The sequence below is a fragment of the Allokutzneria sp. A3M-2-11 16 genome (assembly GCF_024213555.1).
Classification (GTDB): Bacteria; Actinomycetota; Actinomycetes; order Mycobacteriales; family Pseudonocardiaceae; genus Allokutzneria.
The window spans coordinates 100733-121539 of record NZ_JANAVO010000002.1; the positions used below are offsets into that span (position 1 = coordinate 100733).

Below are 20807 nucleotides of genomic sequence, written 5' to 3' on the forward strand. Positions count from 1 at the left end.
CTCGGCTCCGTCCCAGGGTCAGGAGCGACTACGACACAGGAGGCGAACCATGCTGCACAACGAGGTCATCGAGGTCCTGAACCGTCCGGGCAGCCAGGAGCTGCTGGCCCGCGACATCACCCGCCTCGCGTACGTGGCCAAGGACGGCACGCCCCGGACCGTCCCGATCGCTTTCACCTGGAACGGCTCGGAGATCGTCATGTGCACCAGCACCAACGCGCCGAAACTGCCGTCCCTGCGGGCGAACCCGGCGATCGCGCTGACGATCGACACCGAGGTGCACCCGCCCAAGATCCGTGGTCACCCCCACGTGGGCCAAGCTCATCGACTTCGAGACGACCCTGCCCACCGCCGTCGAGCAGCTCATCCAGCAACGCGCCGAACGCCAGACCGCATAACCACCCCGGGCCGTGGGTTCCACAGTCTTCAAGTCCTACCAACCCCCGCCCAACACGTCTCAAACCACACCGAACCCTCCGCGGCCGGAGGAGTTCGACGTCGTTTGAGACGTCTGGGGATGGGGTCGGGGGGTCTTGAAGACCGGTTAAGTTCTCTAGCTACGGTGACGCGGGTTGGGCGGGGAGTTGCCAATCGCGGGCGCGGAGTTGGGCGGACCACATGTCGGCGTAGCGGCCGGGGCGAGTGATCAGTTCTTCGTGCGTGCCGCGTTGCGCGACAGTGCCGCCGTCGATCACCAGGATCTGATCTGCGCCGACCACAGTGGACAGTCGATGCGCGATGACCACGACGGTCTTGCCGCGGACCAGGTTGTCGATGGCCTGCTGCACAACGACTTCGGACTCGGTGTCGAGCGCAGCCGTCGGCTCGTCGAGCAGCACCACGGGGGCGTCCTTGAGGATGGCGCGGGCGATGGAGATGCGCTGGCGTTCTCCACCGGAGAGCGCGGAGCCGATCTCGCCGACCCGCGTCCGGTAGCCCTGCGGCAACCGCGAGATGAACGCGTGCACGTTCGCCGCGCGGGCGGCGGCGATGATCTCTTCTTCGGTGGCGTCGGGGCGGCCCATCGCGATGTTGGCCAGGATCGTGTCGTCGAACAGGTAGACGTCCTGGAACACCACGGCGATGTGGCGCAGCAGCTCGGCGGGTTCGAGGGAACCGACATCGACGCCGCCGAGCCGGATCACACCGGACTGGGGATCGGCGAAGCGGGTGATCAGCTTGGTGACGGTGGTCTTACCGGAGCCGGAGGGGCCCACGAGCGCGGTCAGACTCCGTTGGGGGACAACGAGATCGACCTCGTGCAGCACGGGTGACGTGCGGCCGTCGTAGGTGAAGCCGACCTTGTCGAAAGTGATGTCGAAGGACGTCGGTGCGGTCCCGCCCGGGCGCACGGGGAGCGGTTCGACGGCGAGCACGGAACCGATGCGGCTCAGCGCGGCCTCGGACATCTCGAAGAGCTTGGTCATCGTGACGGCGGCGCCAAGGGGCTCGGCGAAGCGGGCTGCGGTCACCACGACGGCGAGCAGCAGCGGCAACGACAAGCGCGCGTCGAGCACGAACGACGCGCCAAGCGTTACGAGTGCCACCACTGCGACCTGGACGAGGAACTGAAGCGCCGCAACGGGAACCGAGGCCGATCGGTTGGAGACCGCGTTCGCCTCCTGCTGGTGCGTGAACACCGACACGAGCCGTTCGGAGTCCGCGCCCGCCTGTCCGGTGGCCTTGAAGACCGGCAAACCCTGGACGTACTCGACGATCCGGCTGGCCGCCCCCGCGTTCGCCTCGTCCACACGGCGGAATCCCGCGTTGGACAGAGCGCGGAGCTTGCGCACCAAGGGAATGGCGGCGATCGTCGCCGCCACGAGCACCAGGCCGAGGCGCCAGTCCACGACGAGCACGACGACGCCGAGCAACGCGGGAACGGTGACCAGCTGGACGAAAAGGGTTGAGAACGAGGAGATCCCGGTCGCCGCGCTGGTGACGTTGCTGCCGACCACTGTGGTCAGGTCACCGGCGGCACGGCGGTTGAGTTCCTGTTGCGGCATCGACCTAAGCCGGTCACCGAGCCGGGTTCGCGTGGCGCCCGTGACCAGGTGCCAGTAGTCGTAGGTGAACGCGCCTTCCCGCACGCGAAGCGCGCCTTCGATGACCACAAGGGCGGCGAGCGCACCGACCCACGACCACGCCTCGCCAAAGCGCCCGGCCGACAAAGCGGCCAGCAACGGGATGAAGACCGCGTAGGCCGCCGCCTGCACCAACGAGGCGATCACCGAGATGCGGAGGGTGGCCCGGAACTGCGGCGCGTACGGGCCCGCGGCCAGCATCATGAGACGCCGAATGCGCTTCACAGCTTCACTTCCTTACTGCCAGTCAGACCCCAGCTGGAAGCCTGTTCGTGTCGAGCCCACAGCGCGGCGTAGCGCCCGTTCGCGGCGACCAGTTCGGCGTGCTTGCCGCGCTCGACGACCTTTCCGCCGTCCAGCACGACGATCTGGTCCACATCGACCACAGTGGACAGTCTGTGCGCGATCACCAGGACCGTGCGGCCCTTGGTGAGGCGGGCGATGGCGTCCTGGATCGCGGCCTCGCTCTCCGGATCGGTGAACGCGGTGGCCTCGTCGAGCACGACGACCTGGGCGTCGGAAAGGATCGCCCTCGCGATGGTGACGCGTTGGCGCTGCCCGCCGGAGAGCCGTCCGCCGCGCTCGCCGACCTGGCTGTCGTAGCCGTCCTGGAGCTCGGTGACGATGAAGTCGTGCGCGGCGGCGGCACGTGCTGCGGCCCGCACTTCTTCATCGGTGGCGCCCGGCTTGCCGAGGCGGATGTTCTCCGCGACCGTGCCTTCGACCAGGAACGGGTCCTGGAACACCAACGCCACGTGTTGGAGCAGGACATCGCTCCGCATCTCGCGGACGTCCACACCGCCGACGCTCACAGAACCCGCTTCCACGTCGTAGAAGCGCGGGATGAGCCTGGCCACAGTGGACTTCCCGGAGCCGGACGGGCCGACCAGCGCGCACACGGAGCCCGCGGGAATCTCGATGTCCACTTCGGACAGGACGGGGGCGCCCCGATCGGTGGAGTAGCTGAAGGTCACGCCGGTGAGCGACACGGCCGAGCCCTGAGGTGCCTTCGGGGAGGACGGCTCGGGCAGTGGCGGGATCGCGAGCAGTTCGTTGATCCGCACAGCTCCGGCCTTGGAGTCGTTGACGTAGTTGGTCAGGTGCATCAGCGGCGAGATCGCCTCGATCGGCATCGCTCCGATCAGCAAGCCCAGCAACAACTCCGGCGCGGTTATCCACTCCGTGGCCAGCATCGGCACGCCTGCCGCGGCGATCACGAGCAGCGTGGGCAGCGGCACGATCACGAGCTTGTTGAACACCGAGGCGGTGCGCGATGTCGCGGTCCACGCGCCGATGGCCGCCGTGAACGCCTCCACCGCGTCGGTGAAGCGCCGGAAGGACGTGCGGCCGTCGTCGAAGGTGCGGACCACGGGCATGCCCTGGACGAACTCCACGACAGCGGCGTTGACGTTCTCGTTGGCGTCGTTGTACTTGGCGCGCTGAGCCGCGTAGTCGCGGGCCATCAACGAGAAGGAGATCATCGCCACCGGCACCACCAGCAGGACGGCGAGAAGCAGCTTCCACTGCACGACTCCGAGCGCGATGAGAGCGGCGATCGGTTGCGCGGCAACGGCTCCGAAGAACGGCATGGCGTCAGCCACGACGTTGTGCAGCGCCGCCACGTCGTCCTGCATGACCTTCTTGATCCGCCCGGAGCCCAGGCGCTGCACCACTCCGAGGGGCATCTTCGCCAATGCGTCGGCAAGGCGGCGCCGGAGCACCACTTCGAGTTCGAAGCTCGCGTGGTGGGCGACCTGCTCGGCCAGCCACCGCGAACCGAACGAGACCACGAGCCCCACCAAAGCGAAGCTGATCCACCATGCGAGCGCCGACGCGGAGGGTTGCGCCGCGAACAGCTCACCGACCGCCATGGCGACGCAGACGTAGCCCGCCACACCCGCGGCACCACCGAGAGCCCCGAGCGCCAACGCCCGCGTGAGCTGACCGCGCACTCCGGGCGAGAGAGCAACCAGGTCGGAAACCGGCTTCATACCGCTGTTGCTCACTTCAGATCCTCCGCGACCTGCTGAACGAGCGGTTCGTTCATGCAGGAGAAGTGATTGCCATCCACATTGGACACGGTGAAGTCGCCGAGGCAGACCTCACGCCAGAACTCCAGCATCTGTTCGGTCATGCCCGGCGCCAAGGTCGTTGCAGGACAAAGGAATCTGATGTCGCCGACGTAGGGCGGCGGGACGAAGCGCGCGGACTGGAAGCTCTGCTTGAAGACACGGAACATGCCGATGGCCATCTCCGGCAGCATCGAGGCGGCTTCGGCGTAGCGGGCGAAGCGCTCCTCCTGGCTGAGCGCGCCGAGCCGGGCGAAGAACGGGTCGAACTGCGCGAGCGAACCCTCCGGAACGCGACCGTCGTTGTCGCGCACCAGCTTCGGGAACGCCTCCGACACGGCCTGGGGGTCGACCGAGCCGAAGCCGATCTGGTCGAGCGTGATGCCGAGGTTCGGCACGAACAACGTCTCGAACATCAGGTCGTCCTGGATGTCGAAGGAAACCAGGTGACTGCTCACCAGAACGAGGTCTTCGACCTCCATGCCGCGCTCCGCCAGCCGACGCGCGACCTCCGTGGCGAACATGCCGCCGAGGCAGTAACCGATGAGCTGGAACCGCGTGTGCCCTTCGGCGAGCAGGCGTTCGGTGTAGTCGTCGGCCAACCTGCCCACCACATCGGACGGATCGAGCGCGAGATACACGTCGGTGTCGGCGATCGCGATGCCGAGCACTGGGCCCTGGTCCTGCTCCACCAGGCGCGCGGCGAGCGGACGGAAGCACTCCATCGTGCCCAGCCCGGCGTGGAACAGCACTCGGACCGGGCCATCACCATTGGTGCTGAAGGGAACCAGGGCCGCGTTGCTCCCGCTGGCGGTGACGATCTCGGGCTCTGCCTTGCGGCGCAGGAACGCGGCGAGCTGCGCCACGGTCGGCTCGTTCAGCAGTTGTCGCAGCAGGGTGTCGAACGGCACCGGCTCCGCCTCGGGCAGCTCCTCACGCAGCCGTCCGGCCATGCGCGCCATGATCAGCGAGTCGGCTCCCCTGGTGAAGAAGCTCTCCGTGCGCCCGATCACCGGGATCTGCAACGCCTCGGCCCAGCGCTTCGCCAGTGCCTCCTCCAGCTCGTTCTCCGGAACCTCCGCCGCGACATCCCCCACAGGAGTCGGCCGCCATGCCTGGAGCGTGCGGCGGTCCACCTTCCCGTTGCCGGTCAAGGGAAGTGCGTCCACGACCTGGAGTTCGCCGGGGATCATGTGCTCCGGCAGGCGCAACGCGAGGAAGTCGGCCAGCTCAGCGGTCGTCACCCGCGCGCGGTCGGTTCTCACGCGCTTGACGAACAGCTCCGGCAGTTCCAGGACGGAGTCCTCCCAAGGCCGCTCACCGTTGACGACGAGCCACCCGCCGGGCACCAGGAGGTCGACGAACGCGCTACTGAACGAGGTCGCCACGATGGCGTCGAAGGTGTTGGGAGCGAAGCCCTGTGCGCGGTAGTCGAGGTCGACATCGAGCACACCCAACCGGTAGTCGGCGTCCAATCCGGCCAGCACATCCACGACCTCATCGCGAAGGCGGCCGAGTTCCAGAATCCGAAGTGGACGATCGGAGGCGACAGCCGCGCGGTACAGCACGGCCGCGATCGCGTGGTCAGTGGATCGGGCAGCGCTGGCGATACGGATCAGTCGTGAGTCGTCTGTGGACAGTGGCTCGACGCGCGCGGTCTCGACGACGCCGAACAACGCGCCGTCCGCAACGACAACTCCGGCAGAGGCGATCGCCGGGTGCTCCACGAGCGCGGCCTCGATCTCGCCGAGTTCGATGCGGTGGCCGCGGATCTTGACCTGCGTGTCGGCTCGCCCCAGGAACTCGATGTCCCCGCCGGGCCGGTAGCGCCCGAGGTCACCGGTGCGGTACAGACGCTCGCCGTTGTGCGTGACGAACCGGTGGGCCGTGGTCTCCGGATCGCCGAGATAGCCTTGCGCGAGCCCAGCGCCGCTGATGAACAGCTCGCCGACAGTCCATACAGGACAGTCCTGCATCCCGGTGTCGAGGACGCGGAAGCCTTGGTTGGCCAGCGGCTTCCCGTAGGGAATGCTGTGCCAGCCCTCAGGAACACCGTCGATGCGGTGGTAGTTCGACCAGATCGCCGCCTCGGTCGCACCACCGAGGCTGATCAGCTCCATGCCTGGCAAGCGCGTTGCGGCCTCGGCGGGGAGGGTGGTCGGAATCCAGTCACCGGAGAGGAGCGCGAGCCTCAGCGTGGGCAGCTCGGAATCGAGATAGGTCAACAGCATCTGCATCAACGCGGGCACCGAGTTCCACAAGGTGACTCCGTGCTGCGCCACCAGGTTCGCCCAGTGCGAGGGGTCCGCGCGACGAGCTGCGTCCGGGTAGACCAGGGCCGCACCGAGCGACAGCGGGCCGAAGATGTCGTAGACAGACAGGTCGAATCCGAGGTTGGCGACGCCGAGCACCCGGTCGTCGGCGGTGATCCCGAAGCGCGAGTTGATGTCCACAATGGTGTTGAGAGCGGCGCGGTGGCTGATCACGACGCCCTTGGGCTTGCCGGTCGAACCCGACGTGTAGATCACGTACGCGGCGGCGTCCGGGTCGCCAGGAGTGACCTCGATGGGGCTGCCAATGGGTTTCAGGACATCGACGTGGATGCCCGGACCCACCCAGGACTGGGTCAGCACGTGCCGGACCTCGGCGTCGCGCAGGATCGCCTCGCGGCGGAGCACGGGCTGGACGGTGTCCACGGGGAGGTAGACCGCGCCCGCGAGCAGCGTGCCAAGCACGGCGCTGACCTGCTCGATCCCCTTGTCCATCACGATCGCCACCCGCTCGCCCGGCTCGCATCCCGCGGCGCGCAGGGCAACCGCGACAGCATTGGCACGGGCCACGAGGTCGGCGTAGGTCACCGAGCCGCGCGGGTCGATCACCGCCACCCGGGCGGGAGTCCGCGCTGCCTGTGCGAAGACCTCTTGGTGCAGCAGGGCGTCCGGGAGCGGTGCGGCGGTGGCATTGGCCGCGCGGCGTTCCTCAACTTGCCAGCTCGGCAACTCAAGAGCTGCGCCGTCCCATGCGTCATCGGACGTGGCGAGGCGGAGCAGCAGCGACTCGAAGGATTCGAACATGTCGTCGACAAGACCATCGGGGAAGACTCCGTCGCGGATGTCCCAGTTCACCCGCAGGCCGTCCGCGTCGTCCATGGCCTGGCAGTCGATGAACACCTGCGGGGTCTGGGTGATGCCGAACCCGTCGAAGCAGCCGGTCATCGTGCTGCCGATGCCGATCGCGCTGGTGAACACGATCGGCATGAGCGCGGCTTCCCGGCCCCGGCGCCGCGCCAGCTCCCGGATCACCTCGACACCGGAGTACAGCCGGTGATCCAGGTCGTCGAAGAGCTGCGCGCCGATCACCGCGGCGCGCTCGGCGAAGGTCCTGCCGGTGTTCCAGTCCACCGCGAGGAGGTTGACCGAGGTGAAGTCGCCGACCACCTCGTGCACCTGGGGGTGCAGCGGCAGGCGGTTGAGCACGGTGAGGTTGAGGGAGAACCGCGACGCTTGGCTCCACCGCTCGATCACTGCCGCGTAGGCGGAAAGCACGGTCGACGACGGCGTGAGACCCCGGCTCTGCGTGCGGCGCTTGAACTCCTCCCACTGGGGAGCGGTCAGCCGGAGCTGATTGCGGGAGAACGACGGCTCCTGCGCACGCTGGTCCATCGGCAGGTCCGGCGCGGGCGGCAGCTCGTCCAGCCGTGCGGTCCAGTAGTCGCGATCACGCTGGTAGTGACCGGTTTCCCGCATCTTCAGCTCGGTGACCAGGTAGTCCCGGAACTGCATCTCCAGCTCGGGCAGCTCGCGCTCCGGATCGGCGTGCAGGGCCTCCAACTCCCCCAGCAACATCGCGATGCTGGCCCAGTCCGCGATGAGGAAGTCCAAGGACACGTGCAGCACGGCGTGCTCGTCGGTCCGCGTCGCGCGCAGGTCGAACAACGGCCACTGCGTGGTGTCGTAGACGTGGTGGCCGAACTCCTCCCGAATCGCGTCCAAAGTGGACTGTGCGTTCGGGAGACCGCGGAGATCGGTGACGGGAACGCTCACCTTGGGCACCTCGGGAAGCACGCGTTGGTAGCCGTCGGTGGAGATCACTGCGCGCAGCATGTCGTGTCGTTCGATGAGGCGGTTCCACGCGGCCGTTAACCGGTCTTCGTCCAGCGACGGATAGCTCACCTCGACGTAGACGTGACACGCGACGCCTCCGAAGCCGAAAGCGTCGTTGCGGCCGAGCAGGTAAGCGGCCTGGACATCGGTCAGCGGGAACGGCTCGTTGCGCGCTCCACGATCTGGAACGATCGCGGCGCTTTCATTCTGCAGCAAGGAAATCACAGCATCCTTGCCCGCGCGGAGAGCTTCGAGGAGGTCGCCGGTGAGCACGCCCTTGGGTGCTCGGTAGCGAAGCTTGCCGTCTTCCGCCCACAGCTTCACGCCCGCGCGGTTGAGGTCGGCGACAAGGGTTTCTGGCGTGGTCACGACTGGGACTCCTCAACGGATGCGGGGGTGAGAACGGTTCCGTGCAACTTCGCCGGGTCGAGCTCGGCGCGGAGGCCGTGCAACTGCACGCCGATGACGCCGGTCGTCAGCGCGGGTTCGGGTCTCAGCCACCGGTCGGCGCGGACGAAGCGATCGAAGTGCGGTCGCTGCGCACGGCTGACGCCGTAGCGGATGGCCGCGATCCCGGTGGCACCATTGGGATGCACGACTTCGGCAGGACGCTGCGGCGGGTCGTAGGAGGAGACGACGAACGGCAGTTCGACCAGGGTCGGGGCGAGCATCTGGTAGCGCACGCGCCGGCCGTCCGGGCGAGTGCGGCCGTTGCGGAAGATCCGCGAGACGTCGACACCTCGCGTGGCGAGCTGGGCGCGCGTCGTGGTCAGGTCGGTGTCGTCGGTCTCCAGCGCGAGGTCGCGCCAGCCCTTCCCCGGCCTGGACCACTTGTGCAGCCGCTTCCCCATGCCCGCGCCGAAGCGGAGCGCGACCGGCCAGCGCAGCGGCGCGAGCTTCGACGGGAACTCGAAGAACTCGATGAACGGACCCTCGGAAAACCAGATCAGCGCATTGTGCGCCTTTTTCGGATCACTTCCCCAGCTCACCGAGAACCCCAGATCCGCGAAATTCCTGACAGCCTCGTGAATGTCGTCCACTCGACACAGGACGTGACTCGTCCTCAGCATGACGAAAATCCCTTTCTTGACATCCACGCAGCTAGACTAGTTATGGTGACCTCATGAACGTCACCGACATCGGTTTTCTGCGTCGTCGCATCGAGGAGGACGACGCAGTGCGATCGACTCCCGAATTGCGCGAAGCGCTCGATTCCGGAGCGCCGGGAGTCGGCCCCTGGCTGGACGCGTTCGGGGATCGACCGGAACGCAATCTGGTGTTGTTCCCGCTGCGTGGCATCGGCAGCGACATCGTGCTGGCGACCTTGCTCGCGGGCGGGACCGTTGTCCTCGGTGACCCCGGCGCCCACCCTGCGCGCACGCTCGCGCTGCTGGAGCGCAGCGGCGCCACGGCCGTGACGCTGCCGTCGAAGTTGCTGGAGCGACTGAACTCCGAGCCGTCCGCGCCGATGACTGATTTCGCCGAGCTGCGCCGGATCTTCTACGTCGGCGAGCCCACGCGGTTCGACTTCCCCGGCCCAGAACTGTCCCGTGTGGACACTCTCACCTTCGAACACGTCTCCGAGTTCGTCGCGCGCTTCCGGGACGCAGTGCTGGCGTCGATGCTGCTTACGCTGCAAGCGAATGATGTTCTCCGCGACCCTGCGATCAGCCACACCGGCGAGGAGATCCTGACCGCGGCGCGGGTGGCGGAGCGGCACCACGGTGTTGTCGAGCGCTGGCTCACCGCGCTGACCGAGCACGGGGTCCTTGTCCGGCAAGGTGATCGTTTCCTCGGGACGGAGCCGATCGACGCCGACGCGGTCGCACAGGCTTGGGATGAGGCGGAGAAGCTGTGGACGGGTCACCTCGGAGCCGCCGAGGTCGCCGCGTACTTCCGTCGTAACGCGGAGCGGCTGCCGCAGCTCATGACCGGCGAGGAGCAGGCCACGCTGCTGCTGTTCCCCGAGGGGCGCACGGACATCGCCGACGCGCTCTACCGCGACACCGCCGTGGCCCGCTATCTCAACGCCCGGGTCAGCGAGACCGTGCAGCGGCTGGGCGCCAAGCGGATTCTGGAAGTCGGCGCGGGCACCGGCGCCACGAGCGAGGTCGTCATCCGCGATCTGGCGGACCGGGCGGACGTCGACTACCTGTTCACCGACCTGTCCGCGTTCTTCCTCACCACGGCGAAGGAGCGGTTCGCGGACTACCCTTGGGTCCGCTTCGGGATCTACGACATCGACACGCAGGACTCTGACGAGCCGGGGGCCTTCGACGTGATCATCGCTGCGGGTGTGCTCAACAACGCGCGTGATGCCGACGCGACTCTCAGCCGCCTCAAGGCCCTGCTCGTTCCCGGCGGTTCGCTGCTGATCATCGAGCCGACTCGGGAGTACTACGAAATCCTGATCTCCCAGGCGTTCATGATGACTGCGGCGGAAGACGTTCGCTTGCGGAGCGGCACCATGTTCCTGTCGAGGCAGCAGTGGGTCGAGGCCATCGATCGCGCTGGTCTGTCCATTGTGGACGTCACGCCTGACGACACACATCCGCTGTCGCCGATGTCGCAGTACCTGTTCGTCGCGCGTCACTGAGGACGCCCGGCGAGGAGGGTCGCGTAGCCGAGCTGGGACGTCAGGTCCTGCCACATCCGGCACAGGGTCAGGTGGTACTGGTCCGGCCGCGCGCTCTCCCCCATCGCCACCAGATCCCGGCCGATGGCCTCAGGCAGCACTTCGGCCAGGAATTCCCGGTAGCTGGAAGGGTTTCCCGCCAGCAGCGACGTGCAAGGCTCGGCCAGGTGAGCGGCGTCGGGCGCGGTGAAGTCGAAGGACGTCCGCACGGATTCCGGGATGTGCAGCCGAGGTGTCCACGACACCGGCCCGTGCGCATCGTGCAGGGTGAGTGTGCCGCTGTCAGTGCCGATGGTGATGCGATGCAGCACGTGCATGTGGTTGTCGGGGTCGTCCGGGTTGATCTGGTTCTGCACGCGCAACGTCACCGGCACACCGCCGATCACGCCACTCACAACGGAATACGGCTCACTGTCCATGAGCTTGACGAAGTTCCACGGCCGCACACTCCCAAGTGCGTCACCGATTACGTGCAACAGCGGGAAGGACACCTGTACGGCGCACACGGCGTCGACGTACAACTGCTTCCCCAGTTCCTTTGCCGCAGCGACGAATCGGCGCGAGGCGGGCAACTGCGCGTACAGATCACCAAGCCGGTAGGTCACATTGTGTCGGCGTGCGACGCGCAGCGACTCCGCGAGGTCGTCGTGGTGCACCGGTTGTTCTTGCAGCACATGGATTCCCCGCGCCAGCAAGGCCCGTGCGAGTTCGCTCCCCGGCCCGCCCATCGACGATGAACGCACAACGACGCAGGCGATGTCGATGTCGTCCGGGAGCTGCTCGACAGCGGTGTACAGCGGCACCCCGGCGCGGCGAGCGGTGTCGGCGGAGCGCACGCTGCCGCGTCCGAGAATCCCCGCTAGCTCGAACCGATCGGGCTGCCGGGCGATGGCGGCGATGTAGGACTGCCCGAAGGTCGTCCCGCACACGAGCACCTTCACAGCACGCCCTCCTCGACGACGAGTTCGGAGAGCGGCGCGTCGAACACAGTGATGTCCAAGCCCTCGAACGGCTCCAGCACGGTGGCTGCTCGATGCTGTCCAATGGGAACGTCGCCGCGCAGGACTGCCTTTGTGGCCGCCACGGTCACTGCTGCCGTCAGCTCCGCGACACTGCCCGCACGCAACACCGCGGTCCGGCCGTCAAGCTCGGAGACGAAGGTCACCCGTGGGCTCCGACCGGCGAGATCGAGGGCTGACGCCTCGCACAGCCCCTTCCGCTCAGCGAGGGCCCGCCGGAGGTGCCTTCCCTCGATCACGCTGTACCAGGAGCCGTCTACAAGAGACAGTGAACGAGCGACCGCTTCATTTTCAGCATCCATGAACGGGAACGCGGCCACGGGTGCTTCGAAGAACGGTATGTCCACATCGGACAAGCGGGTCAGCGCTCCGTGCTTCACCTGGCCGCTCCGCCACGCGGCCAAGGGCTCGTTGACACCGTTGAGGTAGTCCTCCGCCCCGGCGGCGGTGAAGCGGTCGAGCACTCCGCAGTACATCGTCAGCGTGGAGCCCTTCGGCGCCAGCCATCGCGGCAGCAGCCCGGACAGGCCCGGCGAGGCTCCGGCGGCGAAGACCACACGACGCCCACGCGGATCGACAACCGCGTCCGCGCCACCCGCGTCCACGTGGTCGGCGCCCGCGTTCACCGCGGCGGCGGCGATCCGCGCGGCAGTCTGGTGCGACGGGCCGACGCAGTTCACCACCACCGACGCACCGGCAACGAACTCCGCCAGCGAACGGTCGTCGTTGATGTCCACACCGGACGATCGGCTTCCGGTCCGGATCTCCCCGTCGAACGCCTGGAGGACGTGTCGGCCGACCGTCCCGGATGCGCCGAGGAGCGCGATCACAGCTCCCCCTCCTCGACCTCGAACGCGACTGCGGCGCACGCGATGGTCGGCGCGGCGAACAGTTGCCTCAGCGGCAAGGCCACACCAAAACGCTGCTCTGCCTCCTGGATGAACCGCGTGGCGAGCAACGAGTCACCGCCGAGCGTGAAGAAGCTCTGGTCCCGCCCGATGTCGCCGATTCCCAGCAGCTCCGACCACATCGCCGCCAGCTCGGTCTCAACCTCACCGCGCGGAGCATCCCCAGTCGTCTCCTCTGCCGGAGACGCCAGCGCGGAGCGGTCGACTTTTCCGTTGGCGCTCAACGGCAGCCAGGGCAACACTTCGATGCGCTCGGGGATCATGTGTGCGGGCAGCCGACTGCTCACATGCCGCTGCACCTCGACGACGTCGAGGTCAACCGCGTCCTCGGGACGGCGGGCGCGCAGCGTCGCCAGGCCGGAGTCACCGACCGCGCGGTGGGTGACCTCCGTGAATCCGGCTTCGGCGAACAACTCCGCCCACCGCTGTGCGGAGAGCATGGGCGAACCGTTGGCGCGGCGCTCCGCGTCGAGTCCGTCAAATCCGTTCTCCAGCAAGGCCGCGGTCAGTAAGCCGATGGGCGCCAGCTCGGTCGGCTCCACCGCGATCACCCAACCGCCGCGACGTACGAGGAGTCCGGCCACAGCGATCCCGTGCCGGACATCGGCGTACCGGTGCAGCACGTTGTGCGCGAGCACCACGTCGAACTTGTGCCGCAAGGACTCCGGCACGCGACCCTCGGCGACCCGTTGGCAGTCAACGCCGTCGAGCCTCCGCGCTGCCGCCTGCACCATGGACGTGGAGGGGTCGATCAGCGTGTAGCAGACCTGATCGGAATTCAATGCGGATTGAAGTCGTTCCGCTGCAACACCTTCACGGCCGCCAAGCTCCACGACCTCCACTGGCCGCCCGAGTTCTGCGGCCAGCTCAGCGATCTCGCGGGCGATCACGGGCACGCTCTCCGCCCCGGCGTTCGCGGGCGCGAGGACCGGGTCCGTCAGGATTTCCGAGACGTTGCCGGTCTCCAGCACTCCGCGGAACCAGTCGATCCTGCGCCAGATGTGGTCGACCACCTCGTCCTGGCCGCCGGGCGCAGGAGGCTGCCGGTCCAGCCAGCGCGTCCACAGATCGCGGAGCGGCGGCGAAGCGGCGGGCAGGAGGTCACGGAGCAGAGGAGCAACGGCGGCGGCCTGCCCTGTGAAGTCGACGGCCTCCGTGACGCCGGTAGTCACCAAGGTCCGCGGAAGCCGTGCGGGAACGATCGCCGCCGTCAAGGTCGGGCTGACCACTGCTTGCCCGACTGCGGGGTGGGAGTGCAGGGCCGCTTCGATCTCGCCCAGCTCGATGCGGTGACCACGGATCTTGACCTGGTGGTCACGACGCCCCAGGAACTCCAAGGTGCCGTCCGGCCAGTAGCGGCCCAGATCCCCCGTGCGGTACCACCCGTCCACGAACTGCGCCGCCGTCGCCTCGGGCGCTCCGCGGTACCCCAGGGCCACTCCCGCTCCACCGATCCACAGCTCGCCAGGAGTCCAAACAGGACAGTCACGGCCAAACGGGTCCACCACGCGGAACTGCTGGTTGCGCAGCGGGAATCCGTACGGGATCGAGCTCCACTCCGGATCGACAGCATCCACTTCGAAGCAGTTCGACCAGATGGACGCCTCGGTTGCCCCTCCCAGGGCAACGAAACGGCAGTCCACCTTGCCGGGAAGATCCAGGCCGACCCAGTCACCGGACACCAGAACCACGCGGAAAGGCACCTGTTCCGCGACGATCAGGAGCATGTCGAGCAGCGCGGGAACGGTGTTCCACACGGTCACGCCGTGCCGGTGCACCAACTCCGCCCAGCGACGCGCATCGCGCCGGGCCTCCTCCTCGACCAGCACCACCGCGCCACCGACCGACAGCAGGCCGAACACGTCGTAGACCGAGAGGTCGAAGTCCAAGGCGGACACCGCGAGCACGCGATCCGACGCAGTGATCTCGAACCGCGAGTTGATGTCCGCGATGGTGTTCATCGCCGCGAAGTGGGTGATCTCGACGCCCTTCGGCTCCCCCGTCGAACCCGACGTGAAGATCACGTACGCGAGCCGGTCCTCGCCCAGCACGACCGGCGCGGGATCGGCCGACTCTGCCGCTCCCAAGAACTCCCGGTCGACGACCAGCCGCACCCTGGCGAGCCGCAGGATGCGTTCGCGCCGCACGGGCGGCTGGTTGACACCGATCGGCACATACGCCGCGCCCGCCGCGAGAACGCCCAGCACTGCGACGATCTGATCAACGCCCTTCGGCAGGGTCACCGCAACCGTCTCCCCCGGCCGCACCCCCTCCGCGAGCAGGACGGACGCGACGCGGCGAGCACGATCGGCCAGTTCGCCATAGCTCAACGAGCCATCACTTCCCCACAGGAGCGCGGGAAGCGACGGTGACTCCTCCGCGATGCGGAAGAACTCCTGGTGCAGCAAGACATCCGGCCGCGGACCAGCCGTGGCGTTGACGTTGGCAAGAATCGTCTTCTGCCCTCCGGGAAGGAGATCCGGAGTAGGAGCGGACCAGTCCGATTCGGCCAGCCAGTCCAGCATCCGGAGGTAGGCGTCGAACATCGCGTCCAGCAGACCCGCCGGGAACAGCTCCTCCACGGCGTCCCACAGCAACGCGATACCACCGTCCACTTCGGACACTTGGTGGTCGAGCCAGACCTGTGGGGTCTGCGAGATCCCCCAGAGCTGATCGGTGAGCAGCGGGTTCTCCGGGAAGGGAAGACCAAGGGCGCTGGTGAACACCACCGGCATGACCACGTCGGGTTCCCCGGCCCGCTTGGCCAGTTCGCGCAGCACCCAGACCGCGGATGCCTCGCGGTGGTCCAGCGCTCCCCACAGGCGTTCCTGAAGCCTGCGCGTGCCCGTGGACCACGCTTCTCCGGGCTCTGGATGGTGATCGACCAGGATCAGCGAGGTGAAGTCCCCGATCACGTTGGCGATGTCCGGATGTGCTTCACGGCGGTCGAACAGGGTGACGTTCAGGGTGAGGTCGGCGCGCCCGCTCCACCGCCCGAGCACATCGGCGAACGCCGACATCAGCACCGCCGAAGGCGTGACGCCGTGCGAGCGCGCTCGATCAGTGATCGCACTCCACTTCTCAAGACCGAGCACCGATTCCCGGCGGACGAACTGCGGCCGCTTGACCTCCGCGGGGTCCACCGCCAAGGGCAGCTGTGGCGCGGGCGGCAGCTCCGGGAGCCGCGCGCTCCAGTACTCCTGGGCCTTCTCCGCAGGCGGTGTCGCGGTGAGAACGTAGTCCCGGAAGGACATGTCGACGGGCGGCAGCTCAGCCGAAGGATCGGCGTAGAGCGCGCCCAGCTCGGAGTAGAAGATCAGCACGCTCAGTGCGTCAAAGATGAGGTTGTCGGTGCCGATGCCGAGAACGCCGTCGCGGGAGACAGTGACCGAGAACAACGGCCACACTGAGGGGTCGAAGACCTTGTGCGACATCTCCGCTCGCAGGTCGTCCACAATGGACACCTCGTAGGCGGGAACCTCAGGCAGCACACGCTGCTGGCCGTGCTCGTCGAAGACCACGCGAAGCATGTCGTGCCGGGCGACGAGCGCGTGCACCGCGGCTTCGAGCCGGGCCACGTCGAGATCCGGAACCGAGTACTCGCGGTAGAAGTGGCTTCCGACGCCGCCGAGCGTGAAGTCCTCGCCACGCCCGATCCAGTACGCCCGCTGCACATCGGTGGGCGGGAACGGCTCGAAGCGATTCGCAGGGTCGGCGACGACCTGCGCCACGGAGGACGCGCTCTCGGCCAGTGTCGCGGCGAAGGCGGCGAGCGTCGGGTTGGCGAACAACGCCGCCAACCCGACATTCCCGAGCCCGGCCGCGTTCAACCTGCTGACCAGGCGCGTCGCCAGCAGGGAATCCCCGCCCAGCAAGAAGAAGTTCTGTTCACGTCCGCGTACTGGTGTGCCGAGCAAGTCCGACCACGTCGCCGCAACGGCCTCCTCGACGCGTCCGGTCGGCGGAGTGAACTCTTCAACGTCCTTAATGGACAGGTCGCGCTTCAGGGCCGCGCGGTCGATCTTGCCGTTGGCGGTCAGCGGAAGAGAGGGGAGAACAGCAACCCGGTCCGGCACCATCACCGAAGGAAGCCGCTCCACCAAGGAGGCTTGCAGGGCTTCGAGATCGACGTCGCCCAGCCGATCGAACTCGGCCAGGTCACCATCGCCATGCAGGATCGCGACGAGCTCGTCCGTGCGCTCGGCGAGCGAATGCGCGAAAGGACCGCCCTGCCACCGCGCCGTGATCCACGGTGCGGGATCACGGCCGACGAGCCACTGCGTCACTTCAACAGCGTCGGTGTCGGGCGCCATCTCCAAGAGGTAAGCGACGAACGACGCGATGAGATCCCGGTCCGGCGCCATCGTGATCGCGGCGGCCAGCCTGCGCTCGTCGGTGACCACCGCGACGGCTTGCCCCACACCGGGGAACGCGGTCAGGGCCGACTCGATCTCCCCCAGTTCAATGCGGTGGCCGCGGATCTTGACCTGGTGATCCGTGCGGCCGAGGAACTCCACGGTGCCGTCCGGCCAGTAGCGGCCCTGGTCGCCGGTCCGGTACCACCGCACGCCGTCGAACTCCACGAACTTCTCGGCCGTCCGCACCGGATCGTTCTGGTAGCCGAGGGCCACCCCGGCTCCGGAGACCCACAGCTCCCCCGCCACCCAGTCCGGACAGTCGCGGCCGTGTGCATCGACGATGCGACATCGCATGTTCCGCAACGGTTTTCCGTACGGCATGGACGTCCACTTTGGATCGACCTCGTCGACTTCGAAGACGGTCGCGTGGATGGCCGCCTCGGTCATGCCCCCGAGCCCGGCGAAGCGACATCCCGGCCGCAGCTCGCGCAGACGTCCGGGCAGGTCGACAGTGACCCAGTCGCCGCCCAGCATGACCAGCCGCAGGTGGTCACCGAGGTCTCCGGTGACGATCAGCATGTCCAGCAAGGCAGGCACGCAGCTGACCACGCTGACTTCCCACCGCCGCATGAGGTCCGACCACGCATGAGCGTCGCGGCGCTGCTCCTCGTTCAGCAGGACGACGCTGCCACCGAACGCGAGAAACGCGAACAGGTCGTACGCGGAGAGGTCGAAGTCCAAAGCGGACAGTGCGATCGTGCGGTCATCCCTGGTGATCCCGAAGTGGTCGTTGACTGACTCGACAGTGTTGGCGACCGCGCGATGCGGAACCTCGACGCCTTTGGGAACTCCGGTCGAGCCCGAAGTGAAGATCACGTACATCAGGTCTTCACCGGACACGGGAACGACGGCGTCCAGCGGCCGGTGATCGATCGCGTCCGCCATGACGGCCTCGGTCAGCACCACCTTGACCACGGCGTGCGCCTGCGCCCGCCGAGCGGCGGGAATGTCCACTCCGGACGGAATGTAGTAGGCACCCGCGGCAAGCACACCGAGGACCGCGATGACCTGGTCCGGCCCCTTGGGCAGGGTGATCCCGACCGCGTCACCCGGCTGGGCGCCTTGGGACATCAGCATCGTGGAGACCCGACGGGCCTTCAGCGACAGATCGCCGTAGCTCATCTGTCCGGCTTCGCCCCAGACCAGGGCGACGCGCTCGGGCTCAGCTTCGGCGACCTCGAAGAACCTCAGGTGGAGTGGCTTCCCCGGTTCCTCACCACGAGTCCACGACCTGATCGGCACCACCGGGGCGACCGGCTCGTCCCAGGGTAGGTCGGTGACCAGACTGGTGAAAGCGTCGAACATCGCGTCGAGCACGCCTTCGGCGAAGAACGACTCCCGCGCGTCCCAGCTGAGCAGGATGCCGCCGTCGAGCTCGGTGACCTGCGCGTCGAGCCACACCTGCGGCCCCTGCGAGATCATCCACACCGGTCGCCCCAGGCCGTTCAGCTCGCCGAAGTCCAGGGTGCTCGCGAAAACGACTGGAGCGACCACGTGTGACCCGTTGGCGCGCGTCAGCTCGCGCAGCACTTCCACGCCGGTGAAGCCGGAGTGGCTCGACGCCTCCCGCAGGTCCTGCTGAATCCGCCGACATCCCTCCACGAAGGGAGATCCAGTGCGCACACCGAGCAACACCGAGCTGGAGAACGCTCCCACCAGCGAATCCACGTCGTCGTGCAGTGGTTCGCGGCCGAAAACGGGGATGTTCAACAGGAAGTTCGGTTCACTGCTCCACGCTCCGACAATCTCGGCGAAAGCGGCGGCGAGAACGACCGCGGGCGTGAGGCCAAGGCCGTGCGAGCGCTCGCGGAGCTGACGCGCCGCAACAGGGTCCAACCAGAACTGGCGCCGCGTAAAGCGTAAGTCCTTGCTCGGCACCACGGGCAGCGCGGGCGCTCCGGGCAGCTCGCCGAGGCGGTCGAGCCACCATCGCTTGTCCTGCTCCACATCGCGCGCCGCAGCACGATCGGCGAGGTAGCGCGGGTAGCTGTAGTCCAGTGCGGGCAACGACTCGCCGTGATAAGCACGAGCGATGTCGTTGACCAGGATGCGCAGGCTCATCGCGTCGGCGGCGACCATTTCCAGGTTCACATGTACCCGGGAGCGCACATCGTCCACACGGGACAGTTGGACGTCGAAGACCTCACCATCCGTGATCCGCTCGGAAAGCTCGGCCCGGACATTCGTGTCGTGCACCCTCAACCCCGGCCACGTGCTCTCCGGAAGGATGCGCTGTTGTCCATTCGCGTCAACCGAAACGCGAGTCATCCCGTGCCGGGCGATCACCGCGCGAACGGCGGACTCCAAGCGCGACGGGTCGACGTTCTCGACCTCGAACTCGGCGTAGAAGTGTGCGGCGACGCCTTCCTCCCGGCCGATCCACATGGCGTGCTGGAGCGGGTCGAGGTCGAACGGCGCGAACTCGTCGACCTCCACGCGCTCGACCGGGGTTGCCTTCTCCCCCAGCAGTTCCCGCCAGGCGGCGACGGCCGGGCGCTCCGCGAGGTCGGCGAAGCTCACCTTCGCGCCCGCGCGGCGGAGCCTGCCCGCCACCCGCATCATCGCGATGGAGTCCATTCCGGACTCGATGAGGTTCGCGTGCTCGTCGAGGGAGTCCGCGGGCACCTTGAGCACGGACGCCACGGTGCCGAGCAGATCGATGGTCACCGCAGGACGTCCTTCGCCTCGTTGAGTTGACGTGTCAGCAAGTCGAGCAGCAAAGCGTTGTGCTGAACGGGGTAGAAGTGATCGCCCGGCACGACGTGCAGATCGAAGCCACCTGATGTGAAGTCGCGCCAGCGTTCGGCCTGCGCGGGCGTCACCTCGCGGTCCTCCTCGCCGACCACGGCGGTGATCGGCGCGCGCAACGGCACACCGGGCCGATGCCGATAGGTCTCCTCGATTCGGTAGTCCGCGCGGATCGCGGGCAGGAACACCGGCCACAGCTCGGGATTCGCCCGCAGCACCTCGGCACCGGCACCGCCGACGCGGACGACCTCCTCGACCAGACCGGCGTCGTCGCGAAGGTGGACGCCCCCGCCGACCAGCTCGTCCGGCGCGTGCCGCCCCGAGGCGAAAACCCTGGCCGGAGCCTCGCCACGGGCTTCGAGCGCACGGGCGAGTTCGTACGCGGCGACCGCGCCCATGCTGTGCCCGAACAAGGCGAGTGGACGGTCCAGCAGCGGGCCCAGGTCCGCGAGCACCTCGGTCACGATCTCGGCCATCGTCGCAGGGACCGGGTCGGCGATCCGGTCCTCGCGCCCCGGGAACTGCACGGCCCACAGCTCGACGTCGTCCGGCAGCCCGGTTCCCCAGGACCCGAAGAAGCTCGCCGAGCCCCCCGCGTGCGGGAAGCAGACCAGCCGCGTGCGCACGGCGGCCCGAGGGGTGCGGCAGCGCAGCCAGCGAGGGCTCATCGCGTTCCTCTCCAGTCGAAGCTCTTGTTCAGCGTTCAAGAGACTAAGGTAACCCTTACCAAATATCGAGGGAGCGGACCACCTCGTGACCAAGGACCCATGCGAACCCCCGAATCAGTACACAGTGGACACTTAAAGATTCGCGTTTGGCCATG

Annotated in this window: 11 protein-coding genes; 2 read left to right on the forward strand and 9 right to left on the reverse strand. The window is 67.6% G+C overall.

All coding sequences use genetic code 11. From position 1 onward, the window contains the following. Positions 1-18: 18 nt before the first annotated feature. A complete protein-coding gene (locus NLX83_RS42405; RefSeq protein ID WP_441296815.1) occupies positions 19-273 on the reverse strand; it encodes a hypothetical protein in 255 nt (84 codons plus the stop codon). On the opposite strand from NLX83_RS42405, the gene NLX83_RS42410 reads away from it, so the two are divergent. Then, entirely contained in the window at positions 167-646 is a 480-nt protein-coding gene (locus tag NLX83_RS42410; protein WP_441296812.1) for a hypothetical protein, read from the forward strand. The two genes, NLX83_RS42405 and NLX83_RS42410, sit on opposite strands and share 107 nt — an antisense overlap. Here NLX83_RS42410 and NLX83_RS18635 read toward each other — a convergent pair. Genes NLX83_RS18635 through NLX83_RS18650 form a run of 4 tightly spaced genes read right to left on the reverse strand, consistent with a single transcriptional unit; the run spans position 558 to position 9326 of the window. Beyond that, entirely contained in the window at positions 558-2309 is a 1752-nt protein-coding gene (locus NLX83_RS18635) for an ABC transporter ATP-binding protein (RefSeq protein WP_254236357.1), read from the reverse strand. The genes NLX83_RS42410 and NLX83_RS18635 overlap by 89 nt on opposite strands. Beyond that, a complete protein-coding gene (locus NLX83_RS18640; RefSeq protein WP_254236358.1) occupies positions 2306-4090 on the reverse strand; it encodes an ABC transporter ATP-binding protein in 1785 nt (594 codons plus the stop codon). Before NLX83_RS18640 ends, NLX83_RS18635 begins: the two co-directional genes overlap by 4 nt. Further along, entirely contained in the window at positions 4087-8625 is a 4539-nt protein-coding gene (locus tag NLX83_RS18645; RefSeq protein WP_254236359.1) for a non-ribosomal peptide synthetase, read from the reverse strand. Before NLX83_RS18645 ends, NLX83_RS18640 begins: the two co-directional genes overlap by 4 nt. Continuing rightward, positions 8622-9326 (reverse strand): VOC family protein, encoded by a 705-nt coding sequence (locus tag NLX83_RS18650; protein ID WP_254236360.1) that lies wholly within the window; start codon positions 9324-9326, stop codon positions 8622-8624. The genes NLX83_RS18645 and NLX83_RS18650 overlap by 4 nt, the downstream gene beginning before the upstream one ends. Before the next feature lie 53 nt (positions 9327-9379). On the opposite strand from NLX83_RS18650, the gene NLX83_RS18655 reads away from it, so the two are divergent. Beyond that, entirely contained in the window at positions 9380-10852 is a 1473-nt protein-coding gene (locus NLX83_RS18655; RefSeq protein ID WP_254236361.1) for a methyltransferase, read from the forward strand. Here NLX83_RS18655 and NLX83_RS18660 read toward each other — a convergent pair. The 4 genes from NLX83_RS18660 to NLX83_RS18675 are packed head-to-tail and all read right to left on the reverse strand — an operon-like array spanning position 10846 to position 20652. After that, positions 10846-11832 (reverse strand): Gfo/Idh/MocA family oxidoreductase, encoded by a 987-nt coding sequence (locus NLX83_RS18660; protein ID WP_254236362.1) that lies wholly within the window; start codon positions 11830-11832, stop codon positions 10846-10848. The two genes, NLX83_RS18655 and NLX83_RS18660, sit on opposite strands and share 7 nt — an antisense overlap. Then, on the reverse strand, positions 11829-12740 hold the full coding sequence (locus tag NLX83_RS18665) for a hypothetical protein (RefSeq protein WP_254236363.1): 912 nt from the start codon (positions 12738-12740) through the stop codon (positions 11829-11831). Before NLX83_RS18665 ends, NLX83_RS18660 begins: the two co-directional genes overlap by 4 nt. Then, positions 12737-19903, reverse strand: coding sequence for a non-ribosomal peptide synthetase (locus tag NLX83_RS18670; RefSeq protein WP_254236364.1), 7167 nt, complete (start codon positions 19901-19903; stop codon positions 12737-12739). The genes NLX83_RS18665 and NLX83_RS18670 overlap by 4 nt, the downstream gene beginning before the upstream one ends. Beyond that, a complete protein-coding gene (locus NLX83_RS18675) occupies positions 19900-20652 on the reverse strand; it encodes a thioesterase II family protein (RefSeq protein ID WP_254236365.1) in 753 nt (250 codons plus the stop codon). Before NLX83_RS18675 ends, NLX83_RS18670 begins: the two co-directional genes overlap by 4 nt. Positions 20653-20807: the final 155 nt, after the last annotated feature.

What these genes read in the sequence shown, in the direction of transcription:
- NLX83_RS18650 (WP_254236360.1), bottom strand. Translation starts at nt 9,326, where the DNA reads ATGCTGAGGACGAGTCACGTCCTGTGTCGAGTGGACGACATTCACGAG.
- NLX83_RS18655 (WP_254236361.1), top strand. Translation starts at nt 9,380, where the DNA reads ATGAACGTCACCGACATCGGTTTTCTGCGTCGTCGCATCGAGGAGGAC.
- NLX83_RS18675 (WP_254236365.1), bottom strand. Translation starts at nt 20,652, where the DNA reads ATGAGCCCTCGCTGGCTGCGCTGCCGCACCCCTCGGGCCGCCGTGCGC.